This is a genomic window from Streptomyces marokkonensis (assembly GCF_039539045.1).
GTDB lineage: Bacteria > Actinomycetota > Actinomycetes > Streptomycetales > Streptomycetaceae > Streptomyces > Streptomyces marokkonensis.
In genome coordinates this window covers 1-22,931 of the sequence record NZ_BAABCQ010000085.1, presented here as the reverse complement: position 1 = coordinate 22,931, position 22,931 = coordinate 1, and the positions used below count along the sequence as shown (strand labels likewise).

Annotated in this window: 15 protein-coding genes and 2 pseudogenes; 10 read left to right on the top strand and 7 right to left on the bottom strand. The window is 71.1% G+C overall.

The features are described from left to right. The first annotated feature begins 41 nt into the window (after positions 1–41). Positions 42–443 carry a hypothetical protein gene (locus ABEA26_RS21175; protein ID WP_345594434.1) on the top strand — a complete coding sequence of 134 codons (402 nt, stop codon included), beginning with the start codon at positions 42–44 and terminating at the stop codon, positions 441–443. Between the two features lie 21 nt (positions 444–464). Here the strand turns inward: ABEA26_RS21175 and ABEA26_RS21170 are convergent, their stop codons facing one another. Beyond that, positions 465–1,766 carry a hypothetical protein gene (locus tag ABEA26_RS21170; RefSeq protein ID WP_425587871.1) on the bottom strand — a complete coding sequence of 434 codons (1,302 nt, stop codon included), beginning with the start codon at positions 1,764–1,766 and terminating at the stop codon, positions 465–467. 164 nt (positions 1,767–1,930) lie between these two features. Between ABEA26_RS21170 and ABEA26_RS21165 the strand changes: the two genes are divergently transcribed. From ABEA26_RS21165 to ABEA26_RS21140, 6 genes are all read left to right on the top strand, one after another. After that, a complete protein-coding gene (locus tag ABEA26_RS21165; protein WP_425587872.1) occupies positions 1,931–2,929 on the top strand; it encodes a glycosyltransferase family 2 protein in 999 nt (332 codons plus the stop codon). 323 nt (positions 2,930–3,252) lie between these two features. Beyond that, positions 3,253–3,624 carry a 30S ribosomal protein S12 gene (gene rpsL / locus ABEA26_RS21160; protein ID WP_003948652.1) on the top strand — a complete coding sequence of 124 codons (372 nt, stop codon included), beginning with the start codon at positions 3,253–3,255 and terminating at the stop codon, positions 3,622–3,624. A 2-nt stretch (positions 3,625–3,626) separates the two neighbouring features. Then, positions 3,627–4,097, top strand: a complete 471-nt coding sequence (rpsG, locus tag ABEA26_RS21155; protein ID WP_055597737.1) for a 30S ribosomal protein S7 — start codon at positions 3,627–3,629, stop codon at positions 4,095–4,097. A 39-nt stretch (positions 4,098–4,136) separates the two neighbouring features. Continuing rightward, positions 4,137–6,263 (top strand): elongation factor G, encoded by a 2,127-nt coding sequence (fusA, locus tag ABEA26_RS21150; RefSeq protein WP_345594426.1) that lies wholly within the window; start codon positions 4,137–4,139, stop codon positions 6,261–6,263. Positions 6,264–6,433: 170 nt separating this feature from the next. Continuing rightward, positions 6,434–7,627, top strand: a complete 1,194-nt coding sequence (gene tuf, locus ABEA26_RS21145) for an elongation factor Tu (RefSeq protein WP_345594424.1) — start codon at positions 6,434–6,436, stop codon at positions 7,625–7,627. Positions 7,628–7,854: 227 nt separating this feature from the next. After that, positions 7,855–8,778: an RpnC/YadD family protein gene (locus tag ABEA26_RS21140; RefSeq protein WP_345594422.1), complete on the top strand. Its 924-nt coding sequence runs from the start codon at positions 7,855–7,857 to the stop codon at positions 8,776–8,778. A gap of 44 nt (positions 8,779–8,822) precedes the next feature. Here ABEA26_RS21140 and ABEA26_RS21135 read toward each other — a convergent pair. Then, positions 8,823–9,728, bottom strand: a pseudogene (locus tag ABEA26_RS21135) (ABC transporter permease); the annotation flags it as partial. On the opposite strand from ABEA26_RS21135, the gene ABEA26_RS21130 reads away from it, so the two are divergent. The 3 genes from ABEA26_RS21130 to ABEA26_RS21120 are packed head-to-tail and all read left to right on the top strand — an operon-like array spanning position 9,634 to position 18,238. Beyond that, entirely contained in the window at positions 9,634–17,445 is a 7,812-nt protein-coding gene (locus ABEA26_RS21130; RefSeq protein ID WP_345594420.1) for a LamG-like jellyroll fold domain-containing protein, read from the top strand. The pseudogene ABEA26_RS21135 and the gene ABEA26_RS21130 overlap by 95 nt on opposite strands. Next, positions 17,439–17,972 carry an SMI1/KNR4 family protein gene (locus tag ABEA26_RS21125; protein ID WP_345594418.1) on the top strand — a complete coding sequence of 178 codons (534 nt, stop codon included), beginning with the start codon at positions 17,439–17,441 and terminating at the stop codon, positions 17,970–17,972. Before ABEA26_RS21130 ends, ABEA26_RS21125 begins: the two co-directional genes overlap by 7 nt. Beyond that, complete coding sequence (locus ABEA26_RS21120; protein ID WP_425587870.1) at positions 17,969–18,238, top strand: hypothetical protein; 270 nt, start codon at positions 17,969–17,971, stop codon at positions 18,236–18,238. The genes ABEA26_RS21125 and ABEA26_RS21120 overlap by 4 nt, the downstream gene beginning before the upstream one ends. Positions 18,239–18,394: 156 nt before the next feature. On the opposite strand, the gene ABEA26_RS21115 is transcribed toward ABEA26_RS21120, so the two are convergent. The 5 genes and pseudogenes from ABEA26_RS21115 to ABEA26_RS21100 form a co-directional block, all read right to left on the bottom strand. Further along, a complete protein-coding gene (locus tag ABEA26_RS21115) occupies positions 18,395–19,768 on the bottom strand; it encodes a carbohydrate-binding protein (RefSeq protein WP_345594416.1) in 1,374 nt (457 codons plus the stop codon). A gap of 168 nt (positions 19,769–19,936) precedes the next feature. Then, positions 19,937–20,884 carry a LysR family transcriptional regulator gene (locus ABEA26_RS21110; protein ID WP_345594414.1) on the bottom strand — a complete coding sequence of 316 codons (948 nt, stop codon included), beginning with the start codon at positions 20,882–20,884 and terminating at the stop codon, positions 19,937–19,939. A 79-nt stretch (positions 20,885–20,963) separates the two neighbouring features. Then, positions 20,964–21,065 carry a hypothetical protein gene (locus ABEA26_RS36580; RefSeq protein WP_486388974.1) on the bottom strand — a complete coding sequence of 34 codons (102 nt, stop codon included), beginning with the start codon at positions 21,063–21,065 and terminating at the stop codon, positions 20,964–20,966. Between the two features lie 159 nt (positions 21,066–21,224). Further along, a pseudogene (locus ABEA26_RS21105) lies at positions 21,225–21,936 on the bottom strand (hypothetical protein). A gap of 17 nt (positions 21,937–21,953) precedes the next feature. Further along, complete coding sequence (locus tag ABEA26_RS21100; protein WP_345594412.1) at positions 21,954–22,886, bottom strand: helix-turn-helix domain-containing protein; 933 nt, start codon at positions 22,884–22,886, stop codon at positions 21,954–21,956. Positions 22,887–22,931 lie beyond the last annotated feature (45 nt).

Here is a 22,931-nt window from a genome sequence, read left to right as displayed (position 1 = left end):
GAACGACTCGTCGATCCGAGACCGGAGATCCGGAGATGCCCGTGCTCGCGTCGAGAATCATCCTCGTCGTCATGGTCTGCGGCTCGTCCCTGGTGCTGTTCACCAATCTGTACGCCTTGCGGAAGGCGAAGCGACTGGAGAGCGCAGGCGTCCGCGTCGAGGGCGAGTGCGTCGGCCACTACCGGCCCAGCGGTGGCTACGTGGGAGCCGTCTGCGCGTACTCCGCGGGGCCCGGGCAGGAACTGACGGTCCGCTCCTCCAGGTGCTCGGTCGCGCCCGTGGAGACGGACGACGTGGTGGAGGTCGTCCACGGGCCGGGCAGGCCGGAGCGCGCGATGCTGCTGTTCGAGGCGAGTGCGCGGGTGGGGTACGACACGGCCCTGTCGGTCGTCACGGGGGCGATGTGGATGTCGGCGACGGCGGGGCTCGTCTTCGCGCTGTAACGACGCCACCCCGCCGTGGGGCTACGGCACGCCCAGTTCGAACAGGACATAGTGCGCGTACCAGCCGGAGGCCAGGGCGGTCGTGGTGAAGAAGACCGCCAGGCTGGGGAGCTTCAGGCGGCTCAGGGCCGCGGCCGGGGCGAGGAGCAGGGGGAAGGCGGGCAGCAGGTAGCGCATCGTGTTGCCGAACATCTGCTGGGTGCCGAGGACGGTGATGACCGTCGCCAGGGTGTACGCGACGAGCACCAGCGGGGGCCGGTCGCGCAGCATCAGGGCGATCAGGAAGGGCAGCGCCAGGACCAGCAGGAGGGACAGCAGGTCCGGGGTGTAGAAGGCGAAGGGGTAGTCGCCGCGGCCCACGGCGAGGTTGAGCAGTACGTCCAGGGTGTGGGCGCCGTAGTCGAAGAAGTGCGCCCAGCCCTCGCGCTGGAGGGTGAAGTACGCGGTGGGCTCGCCGATGCTGTAGCCGACCCAGGCGATGTAGACGAGCAGGCCCAGCGGGGCGACGATCATGGCGTACACCGGGCCGCGTACGCCGTGCTCGCGTCGGGTCGCCGGACGGGCGAGGACCACCAGCGCGGCGAGTCCCACGGCGCCGATGAGGACGGCGGACGTGGGGCGGTTCAGGCCCGCGATGAAGGCCAGCAGGCCGGCCGCCACCCACCGCTTGGTCATCACGGCGTAGCAGGCCCAGGCGGCGATGGCGACGAACAGGGACTCGGAGTACACCGCCCACTCGACGCCCGCGCCGGGGGCGACGGCCCACAGTCCCGCGGCGATGGTGCCCGCGCGGGCACCCGCGATCAGGGAGATCACGGCGTAGATGCCGGCCGCGGCGACGAACGAGAAGACGACGGAGACCAGGATCCCGGAGCCGTACAGGCCGAGGCCCGTGACCTCCGAGACCATGCGGATCAGGGACGGGTAGAGCGGGAAGAAAGCGACCGAGTTCTGCTGGACCGTGAACAGGCCCTCCGAGTCGAGCCGTACCAGGGAGGGGCTGTAGCCGTGCTCGGCGACCTGGAGGTACCACCAGCCGTCCCAGGTGGCGAGGACGTCCCACCAGTGGGCACCGCCGCCGAAGCGCGGGTTCTTCTCCTTGTAGTCTCCGGCGTACTCCAGCAGGGAGGCGAAGACCGCGAGGCCGACGAGCTTCGTGACGCCGTACAGGACCAGTGGGGCGAGGAAGGGCCGCGCGGCGGGCGGCAGGGCCGGGGGCCAGGTCCTCCAGGAGCGCCTCCCGCGCTCGTCGGACAGCCGTTGCGGTGCGCCCGACGACCCGTCGGTCACCGTGTCGCCGGCAGCCGTGTCCATGGCTGTCATCCCCCTCAGTCCACCTTCAACCGTCAGTTGCTGCCATAAGATCGCACAAGAGTCGCACATCTGTGCTCGGTGTTCGGGGGAGGGGAGGCGCGGTGCCCGAGGGACGGGACGAGGGACGGGACGAGGAACGGCACGAACCGGTCGTGCTGTCGGTCGTCATTCCGATGTACAACGAGGAAGAGGCCCTTCCCGCGCTGGTCAGCAGATTGCGTCCGGTCCTGACGGAGCTGGGCGTCGCCCACGAGGTCGTCGCGGTGGACGACGGCAGCGGCGACCGTACGGCGGAGCTGCTCGGCGCCTTCCGGCTGGGCTGGCCGGAACTGCGCGTGGTCGCGCTGCGGCGCAACTCCGGCCATCAGGCCGCACTCACCGCCGGCCTGGACCGGGCGTTGGGCGCGTACGTGGTGAGCCTGGACGCCGACCTCCAGGACCCGCCGGAGAAGATCCCCGACATGCTGGCGCTGGCCCGCGCCGAGAACCTCGACATCGTCTACGGCGTGCGCGCCGACCGCAGCAGCGACAGCGGGTTCAAGCGGTGGACGGCGGGCGTCTACTACCGGCTGATGCGGCGCCTGGCGGGCCCGTCGGTCCCCGCGCAGGCGGGCGACTTCCGGCTGCTCAGCCGGGCCGCCGTGGACGCGCTGAAGGCGCTGCCGGACCAGCAGAGGGTGTACCGCCTGCTGGTGCCGTGGCTGGGTTTTCCGAGCGGGCGGGTGACGTACGAGCGCGCTCCGCGCACCGCGGGCCGCACCAAGTACCCGCTGGGCCGGATGATCCGGCTCGCGGTCGACAGTGTCACCGGTTTCTCCGCCGCCCCGCTGCGGCTGGCCACCTGGCTGGGCGCCGGCGCGTTCGTCGTCTGCCTGGCTCTGCTGGTCTACACGCTGGCCGCCTTCGCCCTGGGCCGTACGGTGCCGGGCTGGACGTCGCTCTTCACCGGCATCGTCTTCATCGGCGCCGTGCAGCTGATCTGCGTCGGCCTGCTCGGCGAGTACGTCGGCCGCATATACACGGCGGTGCAGAACCGGCCCACGTACTTCGTCCGCGACGACACGGCGACGCCGACGACGCCGGAGCCGGCGCAGGGCTCCGCGGCCGCCGCGTCCACGCGTGCCGCCGGGGGCGCGGCGGACGTCCCGCGGGTTCCGGTCCCGCGGGCCTGAGCCGTGCTGATACCACGGCTCGCGAGCCGGCGCCGAGCGCCCGGACCGGGCCGGGAGGAACCGGGGCGAGGCGGAAGGCGCTGCCGGTCCCGCGCATTTGTTTTGACCGCAGCGAATGCGGTAGGTACGCTCAGACCTTGTGCCTGGGGTGTGCCCTGGCCCTCGTGCGTGCCTTCAACCGCAGTGAGGGTCGTCATCGGCCACCGCAATCCGCGCCCCCTTCGTCTTCCGGCGGGGATCCGCGGCTTCGACACACCCGACCGCGTGGGTCGGTGACGTTCCAGGTTAGCTTCACCATTCGGCACACAGAAACCGGAGAAGTAGTGCCTACGATCCAGCAGCTGGTCCGGAAGGGCCGGCAGGACAAGGTCGAGAAGAACAAGACGCCCGCACTCGAGGGTTCGCCCCAGCGTCGTGGCGTCTGCACGCGTGTGTTCACGACCACCCCGAAGAAGCCGAACTCGGCCCTGCGTAAGGTCGCGCGTGTGCGTCTGACCAGCGGGATCGAGGTCACTGCTTACATTCCGGGTGAGGGGCACAACCTGCAGGAGCACTCCATCGTGCTCGTGCGCGGCGGCCGTGTGAAGGACCTGCCGGGTGTTCGCTACAAGATCATCCGCGGTTCGCTTGACACTCAGGGTGTCAAGAACCGCAAGCAGGCCCGCAGCCGCTACGGCGCCAAGAAGGAGAAGTAAGAATGCCTCGTAAGGGCCCCGCCCCGAAGCGCCCGGTCATCATCGACCCGGTCTACGGTTCTCCTCTGGTGACCTCCCTCATCAACAAGGTGCTGATGAACGGCAAGCGCTCCACCGCCGAGCGCATTGTCTACGGCGCCATGGAGGGCCTGCGCGAGAAGACCGGCAACGACCCGGTCATCACGCTCAAGCGCGCTCTCGAGAACATCAAGCCGACCCTCGAGGTCAAGTCCCGCCGCGTCGGTGGTGCGACGTACCAGGTGCCGATCGAGGTCAAGCCCGGTCGCGCCAACACCCTCGCGCTGCGCTGGCTCGTCGGCTACTCGCGCGCCCGTCGTGAGAAGACCATGACCGAGCGGCTGCTCAACGAGCTCCTCGACGCCTCCAACGGCCTCGGTGCCGCTGTGAAGAAGCGCGAGGACACGCACAAGATGGCCGAGTCCAACAAGGCCTTCGCGCACTACCGCTGGTAGTCGCTACCCACATCGAGACCGAGAGAAGACTGAAGCCTTATGGCTACCACTTCACTTGACCTGGCCAAGGTCCGCAACATCGGGATCATGGCCCACATCGACGCGGGCAAGACGACCACCACCGAGCGGATCCTGTTCTACACCGGCGTTTCGTACAAGATCGGTGAGGTCCACGACGGCGCCGCCACGATGGACTGGATGGAGCAGGAGCAGGAGCGTGGCATCACGATCACGTCTGCTGCGACCACCTGCCACTGGCCGCTCGAGGACAACGACTACACGATCAACATCATCGACACCCCCGGGCACGTCGACTTCACCGTTGAGGTGGAGCGCTCCCTGCGTGTGCTCGACGGTGCCGTGACCGTGTTCGACGGTGTCGCCGGTGTGGAGCCGCAGTCCGAGACGGTGTGGCGTCAGGCCGACCGTTACGGCGTGCCGCGCATCTGCTTCGTCAACAAGCTGGACCGTACCGGCGCCGAGTTCCACCGCTGCGTGGAGATGATCTCGAACCGCCTGGGCGCCCAGCCGCTCGTCATGCAGCTCCCGATCGGTGCCGAGGCCGACTTCCACGGCGTCGTGGACCTGGTCCGCATGAAGGCGCTCGTGTGGTCCGCGGACGCCGCCAAGGGCGAGATGTACGAGACCGTCGACATCCCGGCCACGCACACCGAGGCCGCCGAAGAGTGGCGCGGCAAGCTGGTCGAGGGTGTCGCCGAGAACGACGACGAGATCATGGAGCTGTTCCTGGAGGGCAAGGAGCCCACCGAGGAGCAGCTGTACGCCGCGATCCGTCGCGTCACCATCGCCTCCGGCAAGTCCGAGGACACCACGGTCACCCCGGTGTTCTGCGGCACCGCGTTCAAGAACAAGGGCGTCCAGCCCCTGCTCGACGCGGTCGTGCGCTACCTGCCGACCCCGCTCGACGTCGAGGCCATCGAGGGCCACGACGTCAAGGACGCCGAGGTCGTCGTCAAGCGCAAGCCGTCGGAGGACGAGCCCCTCGCCGCGCTCGCCTTCAAGATCATGAGCGACCCGCACCTGGGCAAGCTCACCTTCGTCCGGGTCTACTCGGGCCGCCTGGTGTCCGGCACCGCCGTGCTGAACTCCGTCAAGGGCAAGAAGGAGCGCATCGGCAAGATCTACCGTATGCACGCGAACAAGCGTGAGGAGATCGAGTCGGTGGGCGCCGGTGACATCGTCGCCGTCATGGGCCTGAAGCAGACCACCACCGGTGAGACGCTGTCCGACGACAAGAACCCGGTCATCCTGGAGTCCATGGACTTCCCGGCGCCGGTCATCGAGGTCGCCATCGAGCCCAAGTCGAAGGGCGACCAGGAGAAGCTCGGCGTCGCGATCCAGCGTCTGGCCGAGGAGGACCCGTCCTTCCAGGTGCACTCCGACGAGGAGACCGGCCAGACCATCATCGGTGGTATGGGCGAGCTGCACCTCGAGGTGCTGGTCGACCGTATGCGCCGTGAGTTCCGCGTCGAGGCCAACGTCGGCAAGCCGCAGGTCGCGTACCGTGAGACGATCCGCAAGGCCGTCGAGCGCGTGGACTACACCCACAAGAAGCAGACCGGTGGTACCGGTCAGTTCGCCAAGGTGCAGATCGCGATCGAGCCGATCGAGGGTGGCGACACCTCGTACGAGTTCGTGAACAAGGTGACCGGTGGCCGCATCCCGAAGGAGTACATCCCTTCGGTGGACGCCGGTGCTCAGGAGGCCATGCAGTTCGGCATCCTGGCCGGCTACGAGATGACGGGCGTCCGCGTCACGCTCATCGACGGTGGCTACCACGAGGTGGACTCCTCCGAGCTGGCGTTCAAGATCGCCGGTTCGCAGGCCTTCAAGGAGGCCGCGCGCAAGGCTTCGCCCGTCCTCATGGAGCCGATGATGTCCGTCGAGGTCACCACGCCCGAGGACTACATGGGCGAGGTCATCGGCGACATCAACTCCCGCCGTGGTCAGATTCAGGCCATGGAGGAGCGGATGGGTGCCCGCGTCGTGAAGGGGCTCGTGCCCCTGTCGGAGATGTTCGGCTACGTCGGAGACCTCCGCAGCAAGACGTCGGGTCGCGCGAGCTACTCGATGCAGTTCGACTCCTACGCCGAGGTTCCCCGGAACGTCGCCGAGGAGATCATCGCGAAGGCCAAGGGCGAGTAACGGACTCCGTTCAACGGACCGCGTTCTCACGCTTTAGGCTTGACCCCGGAGCCTGCATGGGGCATTCCGCCGTGAACCCGGTGGAATGCCCCCGGCACCCGGGCTTTCCAGCAAAGATCACCTGGCGCCGATGAGTAAGGCGTACAGAACCACTCCACAGGAGGACCCCAGTGGCGAAGGCGAAGTTCGAGCGGACTAAGCCGCACGTCAACATCGGCACCATCGGTCACATCGACCACGGTAAGACGACCCTCACGGCCGCCATTACCAAGGTGCTGCACGACGCGTACCCGGACCTGAACGAGGCCTCGGCCTTCGACATGATCGACAAGGCGCCCGAGGAGCGTCAGCGCGGTATCACGATCTCCATCGCGCACGTCGAGTACCAGACGGAGACGCGTCACTACGCCCACGTCGACTGCCCCGGTCACGCGGACTACATCAAGAACATGATCACGGGTGCGGCGCAGATGGACGGCGCCATCCTCGTGGTCGCGGCCACCGACGGCCCGATGCCGCAGACCAAGGAGCACGTGCTCCTGGCCCGCCAGGTCGGCGTTCCGTACATCGTCGTCGCCCTGAACAAGGCCGACATGGTGGACGACGAGGAGATCCTGGAGCTCGTCGAGCTCGAGGTGCGTGAGCTCCTCTCCGAGTACGAGTTCCCGGGCGACGACCTGCCGGTCGTCAAGGTCTCCGCTCTGAAGGCCCTCGAGGGCGACAAGGAGTGGGGCAACTCGGTCCTCGAGCTCATGAAGGCCGTGGACGAGGCCATCCCGGAGCCCGAGCGCGACGTCGACAAGCCGTTCCTGATGCCGATCGAGGACGTCTTCACCATCACCGGTCGCGGTACGGTCGTCACCGGCCGCATCGAGCGTGGTGTCCTCAAGGTCAACGAGACCGTCGACATCATCGGCATCAAGCAGGACAAGACCACCACCACGGTCACCGGCATCGAGATGTTCCGCAAGCTGCTCGACGAGGGCCAGGCCGGTGAGAACGTCGGTCTGCTCCTCCGTGGCATCAAGCGCGAGGACGTCGAGCGCGGCCAGGTCATCATCAAGCCGGGTTCGGTCACGCCGCACACCGAGTTCGAGGCCCAGGCCTACATCCTGTCGAAGGACGAGGGTGGCCGTCACACCCCCTTCTTCAACAACTACCGTCCGCAGTTCTACTTCCGTACGACGGACGTGACCGGCGTCGTGACCCTCCCCGAGGGCACCGAGATGGTCATGCCGGGTGACAACACCGAGATGAAGGTGGAGCTCATCCAGCCCGTCGCCATGGAAGAGGGCCTGAAGTTCGCCATCCGTGAGGGTGGCCGGACCGTGGGCGCCGGCCAGGTCACCAAGATCAACAAGTAAGCTCCGCTTGCTTGTCGGTCCACAGACCTGACATGGGTTGATGCCTGAAAGGGCCCGTACGACTTCGGTCGTACGGGCCCTTTCGCATGGGCCGGTGCCCGGCCGGCCGCCGGTCGCGTCGATCCCGCGCCCGGTCGCGTCAATCGTCCTGGCCCGGCCGTCACTCGATCGCAGCAATGAGTGGCATATGTCGGCGGTCGTTGCACCGCTCGGTCTACGTTCGGCGCATGGTCAGCTCATCCCATGAGGCGCTGCACCGGATCTTCCAGGAGGATCCGGCGCTCTTCGCCCGTGCCGTCAGGGGCCTCGGCATCACCTTCGCCGGCCCGCTCTCCGGGTCGCCCCTCCCCACCGACCTCACCGAGAACCGCCCCGTGGACCGGCGACTGGACACGTTGCTGCGCATGGAAGCGGAGGGCGGCGAGAGCTTCCTCCTCGCCGTGGAGTCGCAGGGGAAGCCGGACCCCGACAAGCCCGCGAGCTGGGCGTACTACCTGTCACACCTGCACGCCAAGTACGGCCTGCCGCCGGTCCTGCTCGTCGTCTGCGCCGACCGGCGCACCGCGTCCTGGGCGACCCGGCACGTCGACATCGGCCCGCCGCAGTGGCCCTCACTCACCGTGCGCCCCCTGGTCCTGGGGCCGGACAGTCTGCCCGTGATCGACAGCCCCGACGAGGCCGCGCGCGACATTCCGCTGACGGTGCTGTCCGCGGCTCTGCACCGCCGGGATCCGGACGCCGATGCCATACTGAAAGCGCTGGCGACGGCACTGAAAGTCCTGTCGGACGACGACGAGCACACCGCAAGCATCTTCATCGAGCTCACGGAACAAGGCCTCGGCAAGACGCCGGCCGCAGACCTCTGGAGGCACATCATGGCCGCCGACCTTTCGTTCTTCCAGTCGCAGACAGCGCAGAGCCTTCGGGCGGAGGGGCGTGCCGAGGGATGTGCCGAGGGGCGTGCTGAGGGGCGTGTCGAGGGGCGTGCTGAGGACATCCTGTTGCTGTTGGACGGTCGGGGGGTCGAGGTTTCGGAGGAGGAGCGGGCGCGCATTGTCGGGTGCGCTGATCTCGACACGTTGGGTGTCTGGTTCACGCGTGCGATCACGGCGGTGTCGGCGGCCGAGGTGTTGAGGCCGGACGGGGAGTGAGCGGGCGGGACGGCCCGGGTGCGTGGCGGTATGCCGGAGCCGGGTCACTCGCGGATGCCCGCCGGCTCCGCCGGACGACAGCGTAGCGCCAGGGCGGCGGGGACGACCGAGGCGAGTACCGCGAGGAACGCGCAGGCGGACACGACCGCGCCGATCGTCGCCCACGGCAGTGCGGGCGTGGGAGGCACCGAGAGCAGGCCCAGCGCCGCCCACATCCCGGCGAGGTCGAGCCCGGCGGCGACCAGCCCGAGCAGCGCGCCGACCGCGACCACCAGGAGCGCCTCGGCACCCACCAGTCGCAGTACCTGCCCGCCCGTGGCCCCGGCCAGCCGCAGTACCGCCAGGTCGCGGACCCGGTCGGAGGTGGCCATCACCATCGTGCTGACCAGCGAGATGCCGGTGTAGAGCAGGGCGATCCCGAGGACCAGGAGCAGGCCGAGCCGGGTCGGACGGTTGGTCTCCGGATACGTGGCGGCGACCCACTCGTCCTGGGTGAGCACCTGCCCGCCGGCCGGCCGCACCGCCTCGCGCAGCCCGGCGGCCACGGCCCCGCTGTCGGCACCGTCGGCGAGGGTGACGTCCACCCGGTCCACCGCGCTGCCGGGGGCGTTGGCCGGCGTGACGTAGACGCCGTTGTCGTCGGTGCCGGTGTGCATCACCGCGGCGATGCGCAGCGTCTTCTCCGTACCGTCCCCGAGCCACACCCGTACGCTCCGGCCGACGAAGTGCCGTTCCCACTCCTCGTTGACGATGATCGAGTCGTCGTCGAGGTCGGTCGCCCTCCCCGCCGCGAGCGGCAGCCGAGAGGTGGCGGCCAGGGCCCGGGGGCTGTCGACGGCGCGCGTGTCGGACCTGATGAGCGCCACGCCCTCCTCCAGGACGTACACCGCGCCCGACGAGCTCGGTGACACCTCGGCCGTCCCCGGCACGGCGCGCAGCCGCTGCACGGTCCGCAACCGCCCGGCGAGCTTCGACCACCTGATCGCCTCCGACTCCTTCGCCCACGGCGAGAACTGCGGCGGCTCCAAGTGGCGCACCACGGACCTGGGCCGCAAGGGCGTCGAGCTGGTCCAGGGCTGGGTCGACGGCTCCGTCAGGAACCAGGGCCTCGCCCTGTGGGCCGACTTCGACACCAGCGGCCCCTGGAAGCGGTTCGGCAGCGCCAACTCCGCCAACAAGCCGTACCTGACCGTCACCCACAGCGCGTGGGGCGCGAAGTACACCGTCGGTTCCCAGACCGCCCCGCTGACCGGCGGCCAGAGCGGCGAGGTGAACGTCAACGTCAAGAACCTCGGCGACTTCACCTGGGAGCCGCTCGGCTGGAACGAGGTCCGCCTCGGCGCCCGCGTGCGGAACTACAGCACCGGCGCGCTGATGGGGCAGGTGGCCTTCACCCGCCTCAACGAGCGCATCACCCCGGGCGACGACACCACGCTCAGCGCGCGGATACCCCCGCTGCCACCGGGCAAGTACAAGGTCAACTTCGAGCTGCAGCGGCTGCGGGACCAGAAGTGGTTCTCCAGTGAGGGCGTCCCGGCCACCACGGTGAACTTCACGTCCCAGGACGTCGGCCCGCGCATCACGGACGTGTACCCGAACCCGGGCGGACAGGTCGGCAGCCTCACACCCGCGCTGTTCACCGACTCGGAGAGCATCGACCACCACCCATCCGGGGCGGACATCGAGCACTACTTCGAGGTGTGCGCCGGCACCCCCGAGGCGCCCGTCGACTGTGCGAACTCCGGCTGGCTGACCCGGCGCACCTGGAACATGCCGGCCGGAAAGCTGACCTGGGGCAAGCAGTACCTCTGGCGGGTCAAGGCGCGGGAGAACGGCGAGTCGACCCCGCTCAGCCCCTTCTACACCTTCACCACCGCCGTCGAGCAGCCCGCGATCACCTCGCACCTGGGCGGTCAGGGCCCGGGCGGCTCGGGTCGCGAGATCGACCCAGGCATCGGCAACTACACCACCACCGACACCGACGCCGCGATCGCCACGGTCGGCCCCGGCCTGACCGTCACCCGCACCTACAACAGCCGTGACCCGCGCTCCGGCAACGCCTTCGGCGCCGGCTGGTCCACCCGCTACGACATGCGGATCGAACCGGACGGCGACGGCACCGGGAACGTGGTCGCCACCCTGCCCAGCGGCCGTCAGGTCCGCTTCGCCAAGAACCCCGACGGCGGCTACGCGCCCCCGTACGGCAGCTTCTCCACCCTCACCGCCGTCACCGGCGGCGGCTGGCAGCTCACCGACAAGGAACAGACGGCCTACGTCTTCGACGGCGACGGCCGGCTCACCCGGGCCACCGACTACCGCGGCCGCGCCCAGACCCTCGCGTACAACACGGCCGGCGACCTCACCACCGTCACCGCCACCGGCGGCCGCGCCCTGCACCTGACCTGGTCCGGCGGCCACGTCGCGACCGTCAGCACGGACCCGCCCACGTCCGGCGCCTCCCCGCTGACCTGGAAATACACCTACGACGGCGACCGGCTCACCCTGGTCTGCGGCCCCGAGGACGCCCTCGGCTCCTGCACGACGTACGAGTACGGTGACGGCTCCCACCACCGCACCGTCGTCCACGACGCCGGCCCGTTCTCCTACTGGCGGCTGGACGAGAAGGACGGCGCCACCGACGCCGCCGGCGACCTGCCGCTGAACCGGGAGGAGCACGCCGCCACCTACCGGGACGTCACGCTCGGCACCGCCGGCGCGCTCGCGGGCAGCCCCGACACGGCGGCCGGCTTCAACGGCTCCACGTCCTACGTGCAGCTGCCCGACCAGGTGATCTCCGACACCCCGTACCTGACCGCCGAGCTGTGGTTCCGCACCACCGGCAGCGGTGTCCTCCTCAGCTACCAGGACCACACCCTGGAGGAGGCCACCACCGGCAAGTACACCCCCGCGCTGTACGTCGGCACGGACGGCAAGCTGCGCGGCGAGTTCTGGAACGGCACCGACGCGCCCATCACCTCCGCCTCCCCGGTGGACGACGGCGCCTGGCACCACGCGGCGCTCACCGCCGCCGGCAACACCCAGACGCTGTACCTCGACGGGAAGAAGGCCGGCAGCCTCAGCGGCGAGATCACCCAGTACGACCAGCGCTTCGTCTACCTCGGTGCCGGCTACTGGGACAACTGGCCCGCCACCACCGGCACCGTCGGCCACTTCGCCGGTGACATCGACGAGGCCGCGGTCTACTCCCGCCCCCTCGGCGCCCGCACCGTCGCCGAGCACCACGCCGCAGCCGGAGTCGCCCAGCAGCTCACCAAGGTGACCCGGGCCGACGGCCGGGTGCACGCCGAGGTCGCCTACGACACCGTCCACGACCGGGTGTCGTCGTACACGGACGCCAACGGCGGCACCTACCGCCTCTCCGGCCTCACCGCCACCGGCACCGAGGACGCCCCCGCCACCGACGACCGGCCGGCCGTCGCGGGGACTCCCACCCTCACCGTCACGGTCACCGACCCCGACGAGCGGGAATCCAGCTACACCTACGACCCGCTGCAGGCCAACCGCCTGATCGCCCAGACCGACGCGCTCGGCCACACCGCGCGCTTCGCCTACGACACCGGCGGCTTCCTCGCGGCCACCACCGGACCCGACGGCTCGGTCACCCGGTTCGGCAACGACGAGCGCGGCAACCGGATCTCGCAGACGACGTGCCGGAAGACCGGCGACGACGACACCTGCCACACCTCGTACAACAGTTACTTCCACCAGGCGGACGACCCGCTCGACCCGCGCAACGACCAGCTCACCGCCGTACGCGACGCCCGCTCGGCGAGCGCGACCGACGACACCCACAAGACGTCCTACGGCTACAACGCCTTCGGCGACCGGACCTCCACCACCACCCCGGCCGGCACCGAGTCCTTCACCTTCACCGACGGCACCGAGGCCGCGGTGGGCGGTGGCACGGTCCCGGCGGGCCTGCTCGCCACCAGCACCGACGCCCGCGGCGCCGTCACCCGACGCCAGTACACGGCCGCCGGCGACCTGGCGAAGGCCACCGACCCCCGCGGGGCCGTCACCGCGTACACCTACGACGCGCTCGGCCGCGAGACCGGCAGCGAGGTGATCACCGACGCGCACCCCGACGGCGTCACCACGACCACCACGTACGACGGCGAGTCCCGCCCGCTGACGGTCACCGGCCCGGTCACCACCAACGAGGTGACCGGCACCGACCACCAGGCGCGCACCACGTACACGTACGACGACGGCGGACGCGTACTGACGACATCCGTCTTCGACCTCCTCGGCGGCGACGCCACCCGCACCACGCAGCGCACCTACGACACCCACGGCCGGCTCGCCACCCTCACCGGCCCCGAGGGCGGCGAGGAGACCTACACCTACGACGTCCACGGCCACCAGACCGGCCGCACCCTGCCGGGCGACCGGACGTTCCGGTACACGTACACGGCGCTGGGCTCCCTCGCCACGGTCACCCTGGCCGGCTTCACCGGCAACCCGAACACCCCCTCCGCCGCCCGCGACGTCGTGCTGGACTCCTACGCGTACGACCCGGCCGGCCGGCTGGCCGAGCACACCGACGCCATGGGCCGCACCACCCGCCACACCTACTACGACGACGGCCTGCCGGCGCGGCGGATCCGCACCGGCTTCCACGACCCGAACGGCACCACCCGCGACCTGGTACTGAGCGACCGCCGCTACGACGCCGCCGGCCACCTCGTCCGCGAGACCACCGGCAACGGCAAGGTCACCACCGCCTACGAGGTGGACGCCGCCGGCCGCACCACCGCCGCGGTCCTCGACCCGTCCGGCCTGGCCCGGCGCACCGCCTACACCTACGACGCGGGCGGCGACATCCGCACGGTGACCCGCACCGGCACGGGCGGTACCCGCGCCGAGAAGGTCACCTACGCACGCGACACCGCCGGCGACCTGACCCGGCGGACGGTGGAGAACGGCACCGCCGACCTGGTCACCACGTACGAGGTCGACGACCGCGGCCTGGTGGTCTCCACGACCGCCCCGCGCGGCAACGCCACCGGCGCCGACCCGGCCGCGTACACGACGGACCACACCTACGACGCGCTCGGCCGCCCGGTCGTCACGCGCGACGCCCCGGTCACCGCCGAGACCCGGCGGTCCGCGGCGGCGACCGTCCGCCCGACCACCACCGTCGGCTACAACGCCTTCGGCGAGACGGCCGAGGTCCGCGGCCCGAACGGCCACGTCACGCACACCGCCCACGACCGCGCGGGCCGCGCGACGAGCATCACCCTGCCCGCCTACACCCCGCCCGGCGCCACGTCCCCGCTGCCCGGCACGGTGACCCGCGCCTACGATGCGGCGGGCAACCTGGCGAGCGAGACCGACCCCCGGGGGAAGGTCACGACCTACACCTACGACCAGCTCGGCAACCTCGCCAAGGTGACGCTGCCGGCCCCCGAGGACGGCGCCGCCGCACCGGAGTCGACGTTCACCCACGACCTGCTGGGCGAGCGGCTGTCGGCCACCGGCCCGACCGGCGCCCGCACCGAGGCCACCTACGACGACCTCGGCCGCCAGGTCACCTCGACGGTGATCGAGCGCCGGCCGGCGCGGGGCGCGTTCACGACGACGCTGACCTACGACGACGCGGGCAACCTGCTCTCGTCGAAGAGCCCGACGGGCCTGACGACCACCAACTCCTACAACGCGGCGGGCGACCCGCTCACCACGACGGACACCGCGGGCGGCGTCACGGCCCGCACCTACGGCCCGACCGGCCTGCCCGCCACGGTGACGACCCCGCAGGGCCGTACCACGCACACCGCGTACGACCTGGCGGGCCGCGTCACCGGGGTCCGGGACGAGAACGGCGCGGGCACGGTGCTGCGCACCACGTCCTCCGCCTACGACGCGGCCGGCAACCCGGTCGCCGTCACGGACGCCCTCGGCCACACGGTCCACCGGACGTTCGACGCGCTGGGCCGCCTGACGAAGCTGCTGGAGCCGGTGGACGCCGACACGTCGATCACGACGACGTACGGCTACGACGCGGCGGGCAACCGCACCCGCCTGACGGACGGCCGCGCCCACACCACCTGGTACGACTTCACCGGCCGCGGTGCCCTGGAGACGGTGGTGGAACCCGCCACCGAGGCCCACCCGGACGCGGCCGACCGCACCTGGACGACGGTGTACGACGCGGCCGGCCTTCCGGTGAAGGAGCTCCAGCCGGGCGGCGTCACGGTCGAGCGCACCTTCGACGCGCTGGGCCGCCTCACCCGGTCCGCCGGCTCGGGCGCCGAGGCGGCCACGACCCCGGACACCTACGGCTACGACGCGGTGGGCAACCTCACGTCGGCGAGCGCGCCCGGCGGCACGAACACCTACACGTACGACGACCGCGGCAACCTGCTGACCGCCGACGGCCCGTCCGGTGCGGCGACCTTCGCCCACGACGAGGAGGGCCGCCTCACCGTCCGCACGGACGCGGCGGGGCGGGGCACCTTCGGCTACGACGGTGCGGGGCGCCTGAAGACGGCGGCCGACCCGTTGACGAAGACGACCCGGACGTACGGCTACGACGTGGCCTCCCGCCCGACGTCGGTGGCGTACGGCGGCACGGGCACGACGCGCGTGTTCGCCTACGACACCCTGGACCGCGTCACGTCCGACACCCTGAAGGCGCCGGGCGGTACGACGACGGCGTCCGTCGCCTACGACTACGACAAGGCGTCCCGTCTCACCGGGAAGACCACCACCGGCACGGCGGGCGAGGGCGCCCAGTCCTACGGCTACGACCGGTCGGGCCGGCTGACCGGCTGGACGGCGGCCGACGGCACGAAGACGGCGTACACCTGGGACGCGGCGGGCAACCGTACGAGCGCGGGCGGCGTGCCGGCGACGTACGACGCGCGCAACCGGCTGCTGGCGGCCGGGGACGTGACGTACACGTACTCGGCGCGCGGCACCCGTACCGGCAGCAGCGACGCGAGCGGCAGCCACGCGGCGGCGTTCGACGCGCTGGGCCGGATGGTCTCGGCGGACGGCACCGCGTACGGGTACGACGCGCTGGGCCGCCTGGTGCGGCAGGGCGACGAGTCGCTGACGTACGCCGACCAGTCCAACAACCCGGTCGCCACGGCCGCCGGCCCGGTCTTCCGCGACCCGTCCGGCGAGGCCCTGTCCACCGCCGGCCCGGACGGCACGAACGCGGCGGCTCTGCTGTCGGACGTGCACGGCGACGTCATCGGGGCCTTCACCGCCGGCACCGGCGCGGTGGCGGGCTCGACGGGCTACTCGCCCTTCGGCGAGGTGACGGCGGCCTCGGGCGGTGACACCGGCGCGCTGGGCTACCAGGGCGAGTACACCGACCCGGCCACCGGCCGGGTCAACATGCACGCCCGCTGGTACGACCCGGCGACCGGCGGCTTCTCCTCCCGTGACTCCTGGACCCTCGACCCGGCCCCCTCGGTCCGGGCCAACCGGTACACGTACGCGGGCGGCAGCCCCCTGCTCAACACCGACCCCAGCGGACACTGCTTCTGGAACGCCTGCGTCATGGAGGTGACCGCGGCCGTCGTGGTGTCCGTGGCCGTGGGCGCCGCGGCCAAGGCGGCGATCGACAACTGGGACAGCTCCAGCTGGAACTGGGACTGGAGCTGGAGCTGGGGCAGCGGTTCGTCCTCCTCCAGCAGCGGCTACAGCTCCGGCTGGTCGTCCTCGCTGTCGCAGTCGGGCAAGTCGGCTGCCGCCGCGCTCGCCGCCTACGCGGCCTCCCTCGCGGCGTCGGCCTCCTCCTCGGGTACCGACGTGTCGGCGGGCGGCTGCCGCAGCGGTTGCCGCGGGGGCGGCGGCAACCCGAACAACGGCGGCGGCAGGAACCCCTGGAACGGTCCCAAGGACCCGTGGTCCCCGCCCCGCGGCCCGAACGTTCCGCGGACGCCCCCGCCGCCCCCGCCGCCGCCGTGGCCCGCGCTCATCAAGGCGGCCCTGAGCAAGGCCGTACCGCGTCCCGTCGCGGACACGGGTGCCGACACCGAGCACCAGCAGTACGTCGACGATGCCTTCACCCGGGCGCAGAAGGACCTGAAGCTCACCCCCGAGCAGCTGCGCGGCTACTTCAAGTTCTTCCCCGACCAGGCGCAGCAGCCGGACGAGAGTTCCTCGCCCTCGTCGCAGCCGAACCCCTCGGCCGGAGGCGGTGGCGGCTCGTCCGAGAATCTCTGCGCACGGCCGAAGTCGGAGCGGTTCCACTACCAACCGCTGGTCAACGGCCGCCCACAGGGCGCGACGGCGCTGATCTGCCCGCAGGACCTGAAGAAGCCGAACCAGGGGCGCGACGACAACGGGAGCCCCTATGTCGCCGGCTTCCCGGACCCCAATCCGCAGGACGCCGACGGACTTTTCGCCTACAACCGAACCCATGTCGTGGCGGACCGGTTCGGCGGTGAGTGGCGGTCGGAGAACCTGTTCACCGGATACCGGCTGATGAACACCAGCGGCATGAAGCGATGCGAGAACCGAATAGCCAGCCAGTTGAAGGCGGGCAATCCGGTGCTCTACTCGGGTCAGCTGTCCTATCCGGATGATTCGACGCGGATGCCGGACTCGATTCACATGACGGCCATAACGAAGAAGGGGGTACTCTTCAACACCCCCGTGGCGAACCAACAGAGGAAGGGCCACTCGTGTTGAGCGGCATCGGCGATCTGGAGCGCGCTCTGCCGGAGCTGCGCGCGCAGCGTCCCGACCAGGCCAGGGAGATCGACTGGTCGGAGTACGCACGGGCGCTGGGCACCGACGTGCCGAGTGACTACAAGGAGCTGGGCGAGGCGTATCCGACTTTCTCCGTCGGAGGTTTCCTGATCGTCGGCACTCCCCGGCCGGGGCGGGAAGCCGCGTCCGCGGCGGCCAGGCTGGACGCGCTGGACGCGCTGGAGGATCTGGCCGAGGCCGACATGGCGAACGGCTATGTCCCGTACCCCCGGCCCGGCGGGCTGCTGCACTGCGCGGAGACGAGCTCGGGCGACATCTTCTACTGGCGCACCGGAGACTCGGACCCGGATTCCTGGCCCGTGGTGGTGAGCACCAGGAACGACGACTGGTGGGAGTACGACAAAGGGTTGGTTTCCCTCCTGGCGGGACTCGTTTCGGGTGACGTGCCCCCGTGGGGGCTGCCGGACCCGTTCCTCGGTGGCGACAGCACGGTGAGGCTTTCGTGACGACCACACCCCCGAACACCCCCGACGAGCGATCCGGCGACGAGTCCCGGATAACCGACGACCGACTGGATGCGTTCCTCCGGGAGGCCGCGGAAGGCGGTGGCGCGCCGGCGCCCAAGGAGCCGTCGGCCCGGGCACGGATGGTGACCGCACGGTTGCGGGAGCAGGACGGTACCCCGCAGGGCTGGCGTACCGGGCCCGCGTGGCAGGAGATGAACGGCACCCGCACTCGACGCCGCCGGGTCGGCGCGGTCACCCGCACCTGACCGACCTGACCGACCTGACCGACTGACCGACATGACGACGTGACCGGGCCCGGGTGCTCTCCCTCAGCGCACCCGGGCCCGTCCCCGTTGTCCCCGTGGACGCCCCCCCCGCGGGTCGTCCGGGGTCCGTCCCCCGCCCGTGCGGTGGTCAGCCGCTCACACGCGCTGCCACAGCGCGGGCACGTTCGGCGGCTGCCAGCCCTGCTGGGCCTGGTGGCCCTGGAGGCAGCGGTAGGTGGCGCCGCCGTACGTCACCGTGTCGCCCGGCTGGTAGACCGTGCCGACCGCCCAGGTGCCGCCCTCACCGGGCGGCGGGTCCTCGGGACCGCCGTCGTCGCCGGTCGTCTTCAGGGTGAGGCCGTAGTTCTGCAGCAGCGGGTTGATCGGCTGGAAGAACGTCGTACCGCCGCTGCGGCAGTCGCCCGAGCCGCCCGAGGTGACGCCCTGCGCCTGGCTGCCGGAGATGTACGAACCGCCCGAGTCGCCGGGCTCGGCGCACACCGTGGTGCGGGTGACGCCGCTGATGGTGCCCTCGGGGTAGGTGACGCTGGTGTTGTGCTGCTGGATGGTGCCGCAGTGCCAGCCGGTGGTGGAACCGGAGCGGCACACGGACGCGCCGACCGGGGCCTGGGTGGACCCGGTGACCTGGACGTTCTGACCGCCGGCGCCGCTGACGTACGGGGTCGCCGTCCAGCTGGAGTTGGTGGCCACCCACGCCATGTCACGGCCGGGGAAGATCGACCCCTGGAAGGTGCCCTGGGCCACCCGGTTGGCGCCGCTGGTGCTCGCCCCGGTCCGTCCGCAGTGACCGGCGGTGGCGAAGCCCTGCTGGGTGCCCTTGGTGACCGGGAAGCCGATCGAGCAGCGTCCGCTGTTGTTGATGTAGTACGCCTCGCCGCCCCGCAGGTCGTACAGCGGACGGGGCTTCTCGGTCGACTTCTCGACCCGGGCGAGCGCGGCGTCGACACGGGCGGCGTCGAGGAGGGCGCGGGCCGCGGACGGCCGTACGGCCTGCACGGTGACCGTGTTCGTCCGCACGTCGACGTACCGGACCGGCGCGTCGGTGGTGTCCAGGCCGGTGGCGGCCCGGTCCAGCCGGGACTTGGCCGCGTCCAGGTCGGCGAGCGAGTGCCGTACGACGCTGGCCTCGGCGCCCGCAGCCTCGATCGCCGCGACGTCGTCCGCGTCCGTCGTCGCCACGGTCAGCGTGCCGGACTCGGCGCCCCGCAGCCACGCACCGGCGAAGTCGCCGCCGAGCGCGGCGCGGAGCCGGGCCGCCGTGGCGCCCGCCTCGGCCTCGTTGACGAGGCGGCGCTCGGCCTGCTGCCGGTCGAGGCCGAGGTCGCGCTGCATGGCGTTGAGGAGGGCGGGCGGCGCGGCGTCGGTGCGGAGGGTCTCGGCCGCGGTGGGTGCGGAGTCGGCGGGAGCCGTCCCGGCGCTCGCGGAGCCGCTGAGCCCGGCCACGAGCAGGGCGGCCGTCGCGGCGACGGCGGCACCCATGGCTCTGGGGTGTCGGTATCGGTGGGGCATGGGGGCTTCTCCTCGGTCTCGGTGGGTCCCGGTGGGGAGGTGCCGAAACCGTAGGGAGGGACAACCGGCGGCCGTAAGACGTCGGCTGACCCTCTCCCCGGTGTTATGGAAGGCCCACGGTCGGTGACACGGGCGGCGGAAGCCCCGTGCGGGACCCGGCGTGCCCCGTCACGGAACCCGGTGCGCCGCCATCCACTCCGTGTAGCTGTCACTGCTCGCCGCCACCCCCGCGTGCGCCATGCGGGCCTGCGCCAGCACGGTCGCGGCGGTGTCCTGCCGTTGCGTCGCCCCGTGCCAGCCGAGGAGATGCCGCCAGGCCAGCGGGGTGCCGGTGAGCGGCCGGGTGACGATGCCGGGCGTGGTCGGGAAGGTCGCCCGGCACAGTCCGACCGCCCGCCCCACCTGGACCAGGTGGACCAGGGACGCGGTGTCCGTCTCGTACATACGGCGCGGGGTGAACCCGGCGCGGGCGCAGGACGCGGTGAAGCAGTCGCCGAAGCAGCCGTCACCGGGTACGCAGGCCCACTCCTCGCCCGCCAGCTCGGTCAGGTCCACCTCCGCCCGGTCGGCGAGCGGGTGGCCGGTGGGCATCATCACGAACACCGGGTCGACGGCGACCTCCCGCCAGACCAGCCCTTCGGCGCCGGGCGGGGAGGCGGACCCGCAGGTCCCGGCGAGCGCGAAGTCCAGTCGCCCCTCCACCAGCTGCTCGGCCAGCTCCCTCTCCGACCAGGACGTACAGGTCGTCATCCGGGCGTCCGGCGCCACGCCCACCAGCCGGTCGACCAAGGCCCCCAGCAAGGGTCCGTGGGTGCCGCCCAGCCGCAGGCGTTCCGTCGTGCGCGGCGCCCGCGCGAACCGGGTCGCCTCCTGCTGCAGCTCGGTCACCGCGGGCAGCACGATCCTGCTGCGCTCCAGCACCAGTTCACCCAGCGCGGTGGCCCGCACCCCGTGTCTGCCCCGCACGAACAGCGCGCCTCCCAGGGCCCTTTCGATCCGCTTGAGCTGTGCGCTCAGCGCGGGCTGTGCGAGGCCGAGCGCCGTCGCCGCCCTGGTGAGGCTGCCGGCGTCGGCGATGGCCCTGACCGTCTTGAGATGCCGCAACTCCAGCTCCATGAGGGGAGCTTGCGACGGGGGAGGGGCGGGGGCAAGAGGTTGGTCCGGACCTGTGACGGCAAATCCCGCGAAGCCCTCTTCACGGCTCGCCGTCCGCGTTGCTCTCGATCACCGCCCGCGCACGGCGCAGCAGGGCCTCGCGTACCGACTCCGGGGCGAGCACGCGCAGGGGTGCGTCCAGGCCCAGGACATACGTGGCGAGCCCTTCGGCGTCCGGGCCGCCGACGTCGACGATCGGGGCCGTCGGGGCGGTGGACGCCCACGAACGACGGGATCAGCCGCAGTGCCTGGTCCATGTCACCCCAGGGCATCCGGGTCTGCTCGGGACCGCCGCGTGGGCTCACTCCTCTTCGAAGATCTCTTCAGCCTTCAGCACCGTGACGGCGCGGGCGAGCCAGTGGCGCAGGACCTCGGGATCGTCGCAGCCCGTGACGCGCCCGCGGACATCGTCGGAGACGTCGAGTCCGCGCTGCTCCAGGACGAGCAGGACGTCCTCGGCCCGCCCCTGGACGCGGCCTTCGTCGCGGATCTCTTCGGAGATGTAGGACTTGTAGAACGAGAGGTCCACGGCCACCAGATTCCTCCAGAGATATCGGGCCGGGCGGTTTCCCAGGCCTTGAGCGGTGAATTCGACGAGGGGGTCTGCTACATCTTCGGGAACGTCAGAGAAGGCCACGAACAGAATCCGATGGGTTCCGGCAGGGTCGCCCACTCGGCCGTCGCGCGGTCCTGGCAGACCACGAGCAGCAGGGGCGGCAGCCGGTACTTCTGCGTAGGTACGCGAGGTAGTAGCCCCAGCTGGCCGGCTTCTCGGGGTCCTTCCTCTTCTGTGCCTCGACCGCGAGGAGAAAAGGGCCGTGCTCCTCCGTGTCGATCCGCAGCAGGGTGTCGATCCGACGGTCGACAGGCCTTGTCTCTGTGACGTCGTTGGGTAGCACGCTGACCGCGGTGGCCTGGGGAAACGGGATGCTGAGCGCTTCGGAGACGCGGGAGAAGAGCCCTGGGTGGTCCTGGAAGATGCGGTGCATCGCCTCGTGGGACGAGCTGACCATGGAACTCCTTGCTTCGGTTACGGGCGGGCCGCTGTGCGGCAGTCGCGGCAGCGGTCTTCGGGCTCAGGGGCGCGGAAGCCGCGGTCGCAGCCGTCGCAGTTGCGTACCTCGTAGCGGGGCGGTGGCGGACCGGCGGAGGGCCTGTACGGCGGCGGGGGCGGCAGCTGGGCGGTGAGGCGGTGGGCGAGCAGGGCGGCCGGGCGGCGCAGGGGGGCGTCCGGCAGGTCGGTGGTCAGGGCGTGGCGTACGGCGGTGGGGGCGATGTCCCGTTCCAGCCAGGCGGCGACGCCGGGGGCCAAGTGGGCGGTGTCCGTCGCGGAGAGGAGGAGGCGGGGGTCGTGTCGGCGCAGGGTGGTGAGGAGGTCGGTGGCCTGCTGGAGGAGGGCGGGGGCGGTGCAGCCGGGCTGCGGTACGGCGGGGAGGGCCTTGCGGGGGCGCGTTTCGTTGACGGTGTGGCGCGGGTGGGGAGGGGCTGCGTGCTCCGGTTGCTTCGGGGGCCGTCCCGCCGGGCGGGTGGGCCGGGGCGTCGGGCGGTCCGGGCAGCCGGTGTCGGCCGGCTCGCGGCGGGGCGTCTTCGGCTGGTTGCAGGAGACCGTGCGGGTGACGATGCGGCCGGTCTCGGTGCGGTGGCGCTCGCGGCGCAGGTAGCCGTACACCTCCAGCTCGCGCAGGGCGGCGGCGATGCGGGTGGGGCCCTCTTTGAAGCGGGCGGTGAGCGTCTTGATGTCGGCGCCCGCGCCGGTGGGCAGCGACTGGATGTGGCAGCTGAGGCCGATCGCCAGCAGTGACAGCTCCGGGTGCTGGGCCAGGTGGTTGCCGATCACCACGAAGCGAGTGGTGTGCCGGGTGTTCTCGTGGATGATGCCGCCGCCGTGGCGACGCGAACGGGTCGGATCGGCGGCAGGGGCTGACTGGGCGCGCGCGGGCGCGCTAGGGTTTTGGGTACCCATCGGGGAAGCCTCTTTCTTCCTAGGTGGTTAGGCCCTCGCAGTGGG

Bases quoted from the DNA above. Each gene is read 5' to 3' on its own strand.
- ABEA26_RS21110 (WP_345594414.1), bottom strand. From the start codon at position 20,884: ATGGAGCTGGAGTTGCGGCATCTCAAGACGGTCAGGGCCATCGCCGAC.
- fusA (WP_345594426.1), top strand. From the start codon at position 4,137: ATGGCTACCACTTCACTTGACCTGGCCAAGGTCCGCAACATCGGGATC.
- ABEA26_RS21100 (WP_345594412.1), bottom strand. From the start codon at position 22,886: ATGGGTACCCAAAACCCTAGCGCGCCCGCGCGCGCCCAGTCAGCCCCT.
- ABEA26_RS21170 (WP_425587871.1), bottom strand. From the start codon at position 1,766: ATGACAGCCATGGACACGGCTGCCGGCGACACGGTGACCGACGGGTCG.
- ABEA26_RS21130 (WP_345594420.1), top strand. From the start codon at position 9,634: ATGAGCGCCACGCCCTCCTCCAGGACGTACACCGCGCCCGACGAGCTC.
- ABEA26_RS21165 (WP_425587872.1), top strand. From the start codon at position 1,931: ATGTACAACGAGGAAGAGGCCCTTCCCGCGCTGGTCAGCAGATTGCGT.
- rpsG (WP_055597737.1), top strand. From the start codon at position 3,627: ATGCCTCGTAAGGGCCCCGCCCCGAAGCGCCCGGTCATCATCGACCCG.
- ABEA26_RS21140 (WP_345594422.1), top strand. From the start codon at position 7,855: ATGGTCAGCTCATCCCATGAGGCGCTGCACCGGATCTTCCAGGAGGAT.
- ABEA26_RS21115 (WP_345594416.1), bottom strand. From the start codon at position 19,768: ATGCCCCACCGATACCGACACCCCAGAGCCATGGGTGCCGCCGTCGCC.